Annotated in this window: 8 protein-coding genes; all 8 read left to right on the top strand. The window is 39.2% G+C overall.

Going from position 1 to position 3838, the window contains the following annotated elements; all coding sequences use genetic code 11:
* Positions 1-492, top strand: a 492-nt coding sequence (locus tag ACOVQ4_RS04095; protein WP_421819381.1) for a hypothetical protein, incomplete at its 5' end; no start/stop codon positions are given.
* Positions 493-506: 14 nt separating this feature from the next.
* Positions 507-752: a hypothetical protein gene (locus ACOVQ4_RS04090; protein WP_421819380.1), complete on the top strand. Its 246-nt coding sequence runs from the start codon at positions 507-509 to the stop codon at positions 750-752.
* Positions 749-1027, top strand: coding sequence for a hypothetical protein (locus ACOVQ4_RS04085; RefSeq protein ID WP_421819379.1), 279 nt, complete (start codon positions 749-751; stop codon positions 1025-1027). Before ACOVQ4_RS04090 ends, ACOVQ4_RS04085 begins: the two co-directional genes overlap by 4 nt.
* Positions 1028-1122: 95 nt before the next feature.
* Entirely contained in the window at positions 1123-2046 is a 924-nt protein-coding gene (locus ACOVQ4_RS04080; protein WP_421819378.1) for an AAA family ATPase, read from the top strand.
* Positions 2021-2656, top strand: a complete 636-nt coding sequence (locus ACOVQ4_RS04075; protein WP_421819382.1) for a hypothetical protein — start codon at positions 2021-2023, stop codon at positions 2654-2656. Before ACOVQ4_RS04080 ends, ACOVQ4_RS04075 begins: the two co-directional genes overlap by 26 nt.
* Positions 2649-2972 carry a hypothetical protein gene (locus ACOVQ4_RS04070; protein ID WP_421819377.1) on the top strand — a complete coding sequence of 108 codons (324 nt, stop codon included), beginning with the start codon at positions 2649-2651 and terminating at the stop codon, positions 2970-2972. The genes ACOVQ4_RS04075 and ACOVQ4_RS04070 overlap by 8 nt, the downstream gene beginning before the upstream one ends.
* The gene (locus ACOVQ4_RS04065) at positions 2969-3415 is read left to right on the top strand and encodes a hypothetical protein (protein ID WP_421819376.1); all 447 of its coding nucleotides are present in this window, start codon (positions 2969-2971) and stop codon (positions 3413-3415) included. Before ACOVQ4_RS04070 ends, ACOVQ4_RS04065 begins: the two co-directional genes overlap by 4 nt.
* Complete coding sequence (locus ACOVQ4_RS04060; RefSeq protein WP_421819375.1) at positions 3408-3602, top strand: hypothetical protein; 195 nt, start codon at positions 3408-3410, stop codon at positions 3600-3602. Before ACOVQ4_RS04065 ends, ACOVQ4_RS04060 begins: the two co-directional genes overlap by 8 nt.
* The last annotated feature ends 236 nt before the right edge of the window (positions 3603-3838 follow it).

Raw genomic sequence — 3838 nt, 5'->3', positions numbered from 1 at the left:
AAGCTTATAGGCAAAGAAGGTAAGAGAAAATGCCATACTGGTTTGATAGAGCTAAATGAGCAGGAGTTTGTAATTGGAGACCTTGGACAGATATGTTTGGGCGAAGACCTTATCAATAAAATGAAAATTGTAGAAGGTAAACGATTGGACATTAGATGGCTGGACGACAATAAAGGCAAGGTACTAAAAGCCTATGCGTATATAGGTGATAGGTATGTATGTGAATTGATAGATAAGCCTACCTACAACAGAGCGTATTTTGAGCGTACTGAGCAGGATCATGAGAACTATAGATTGATGTCGGCTTATTCGAATACGATTATAGCGTATGGCAATAAGCAGAAAAAAGCAGTGCCAAACTTGCTAATACTCGAAAAACCCAAAGCTAAACCAGAGCTAGAGGAAACAGAAGTAGAAGTATTGGAGTGGCCAAAACAAGAAGAAATAACCTACACACCAGCTACAAAGAAGAGCCTCTTTGATAGATGGTAAAAATCCAAAAAACCATGAATTTAGACGTTAACACCAGTTGTGTGTACGATGTTATTCGTTTGCACGACAGTAATATGCTATTGCCTTCACAAAAAGATGTAGCTGCTTCGATTATCCGTAAAAAAGTGAAAGCCTTGAAAAAAGAGGCCAACGACATCGCCAACCCAGAAGAAAAAGAGTGGATGGAAAACTACATTGATTATCTGGAGTACAAGCAAGCTAGAATACAAACCAACGAGCCAAGATTTCAATACCAATGAAGCATTTTGTAAGAGTATTTGTACTGAATAATGACCAAGAGGTTCTGTTCAGAATAATGTTTGACTTGGAGGCTGGAACCTATATGATAGTCTCAGAAACATGGGTAGATGGCATATATATGTACTCGGAGGCGGGAGGATATAGCAAAGAAGAGGTAGAGGAAGTATTTGGAAGCTTGAGTGATTTGAATGCGGCTGAGTTCTATAATAGCATGTACGAATTTTTGAACTATGACGAAAATGACGACAACGAAGACTACAACAGGCTGGCTTGATAAGCTACCCTATTTGGGACTGGGAGGAACCGTAATGATAGACGGTTCAGAGAGAATCGTAAGACGTAATACTAAACAATTAACCACAATAGACTATGTTACAAGTATCGAAAGAGTACAAAATCAAAGTGCTTGCAAAGCTCCTAGAAGTAAGGAAGAACTTTGATGGGACAGATAGCAATTTTGCTAAGAGCTACGGAATTCATAACTCAGTGTTTAGCCGTCTGAAGGCAAACGAGATAGACGGGCTTTTGAAAGATGCACAGTGGATCCATATCGGAATGAAGCTCAATGTGTCTCAGGACGACAGAGAGTGGTATATGGCAAGAACAGAGGTGTTTAGCATGATAGAAGAAGATATTTTGTTTTGCAAACAGTATTCGAAAAGCAAAATGTGCATATCTGAGGCTGGGATTGGAAAAACGTTTGCAGGCAAGTATTTGGCCATGACGCTAAAAAATGTGTTCTATATCGACGCTAGTCAGGCAAAAACAAAGCAGATTTTCATACAGGCGCTGGCAAATGCAATTGGTGTAGAGTCTGGCAAATATCACGAAACCAAGGAAAAGATTAAATACTATCTAAAGGTATTGCCTAAGCCCCTAGTAATTATTGACGAGGCAGGTGATTTGCAGTATGAGGCCTTCCTTGAAATCAAAGAGTTTTGGAATGCAACAGAAAACCACTGTGGGTGGTACCTGATGGCAGCCGATGGCCTTGAAGCAAAAATGAACCGAGGCATTAAGAACAAGAAAGTTGGGTATCGTGAAATATTCTCACGTTTCTCAGAAAACTTCACTAACCCAGTGCCAAATGGAGTACAAGACAAATTGGAGTTTTATACTCGGTTGTTTACTGACGTGCTAAGGGTAAACATGAAGGATAAGAAAAACATCAACGAGATTGTCAACAAGAGCCTAGTAAAGCTTGATGATGGAAACAGTTTTGCAGGCTTGCGTAGAGTAGAATCACTAGTAATACTAACACAGGACTATGACGAAGACACAAAGCATAAGTAATATCCTGAAAATGAAACACGAATATTTCGAGTTTGAGGCACCTTGGAGTAAAGCTTTTGGGAACAATCCAAGCGACACAGGGATTTGGTTAGTTTGGGGACGTGAAAAGAATGGTAAGTCTACATTTGCGCTAATGTTAGCTAAGTATTTATCTACCAAGAAAAAAGTCTTGTATGTGTCTGGTGAGGAAGGGCTGGCCAAAGAATTTGTAGATACCATGATAAGAGCAGGCATTACGTCAAAGGATAAGCAACTAGGATTTTTGGAGTATGAAAGCCTTGAGGACATTAAGGAACTATTACGCAAAAGGAATGCTCCTAAGATTGTGTTTTTTGATAATCTGACAGTCTATAAAGATGAGTTTCGGGGAAATGTGTATAGTGAGCTAAAAAGGGAGTTTCCTAATGTGCTATTTATCTTCCTTGCACATGAAGACAGGAATGAGCCAAGCCCTGCCACTGCTAGAACTGCCAGTAAGTTAGCAAAGGTAATTGTACACATTAAAGGACTGAAGGCAAATGTATATGGTAGAGTTGTTGGTGGTGAGTACACGATCAATACCGAGCGAGCAGAATTGTACTGGGGACAAAATGACGTATTAGATGAATAGCGTAGACGAAGCAGTAAGTGCTACTGTAAAAATAAGAGACCAGATAGGCATGAGCTACGAAGAAATGTTTTGGTTTCAGGTTGACACAGGATGTAAGTTCTTGGAGCTACATTTTGGATGGATGGCAATGGAAATAGCAACGCAAAGCAATTTCTGGGATTTGTGGGTAATGGAATGGGTATATGATGATGCCCAAATCGAAAAGCAGTTTTACCTGACCTCTGAAAGCCAGTACAAGCGCTTGAAGGTAAGCAGGATTGATGATAAGCAGATGTGTGAAATGTTGTACGATAACCTAGAACGTAAAAAGCGATGAAAACAACAACTAATAAAGAGCTTCATTACTGGCTAAACAAGCTTGGTTTGATGGAGCAAAAGAAAAGCCTAGTGTTTTCTTTTTCGGAGGGACAAACGGACTCTTCGAAGGATATGAAAGAATATCAAGCCATAGACCTGATTAAGCATTTGAAGGGCAAAGCCAAGGAAGCAGGTATAGAAGCCCCAAAACCTAAAAAGGATGCATTACAAGCCACTAGAAGATATATAATCTCTCGCTGGTATTTGGCTGAAGGAGCAAGTAACGATGCCGAAAAAAAGGCAGCTTTGGAAAAGTGTTTAAGCTGGGTTGAAAAGAATTTTAAAGCTGAGTTAAATTCTTTTGAAATGCCCAAACTGATGGTGATAAAAGCAGCAGCAGAAAAGGTACTAAAAGATAGAGCCAAACACGTAAGAAAGAAGTATAACAATGCGAATGCCTAGGAAAATAGGAACTGCTGGCAAAAGAGAAATGAAGGAGCATCTGGAGGAAAAAGCAGCAGTGTACTGGGAGGCAATTAGTATAATAGATACTGATTGCGAAGTGATAGAATCAAGATTACTACTAGAGGATGAGAAAAGTGATGTAAGAGTAGAAGAAAATAACCTCACAATAAAAATCAAGCTATGAATAATACTCAAAACAAAGCTCAAGCATGGGCTTTCAGGATAATTATCGTATTGTCGGTACTTATCTGGACTGGAATCGCTTATTATTTTTTTGTATAAATCGCAAGGTGTAGGCCTTGGATGTTTGGCAAGTGAGGTGGGGATTTTTTAACAACTTTTTTCAAAAATAACAATGATTGATATTTCACAATTAACAGCAGAGGAAAAAGCGCAATTAATCGCAACAGCAAAGCAGAT

The organism is Flectobacillus sp., assembly GCF_049240685.1.
GTDB lineage: Bacteria > Bacteroidota > Bacteroidia > Cytophagales > Spirosomataceae > Flectobacillus.
Note: the sequence above shows the minus strand (reverse complement) of the source record. Positions and strands in the feature narration are given on the sequence as shown.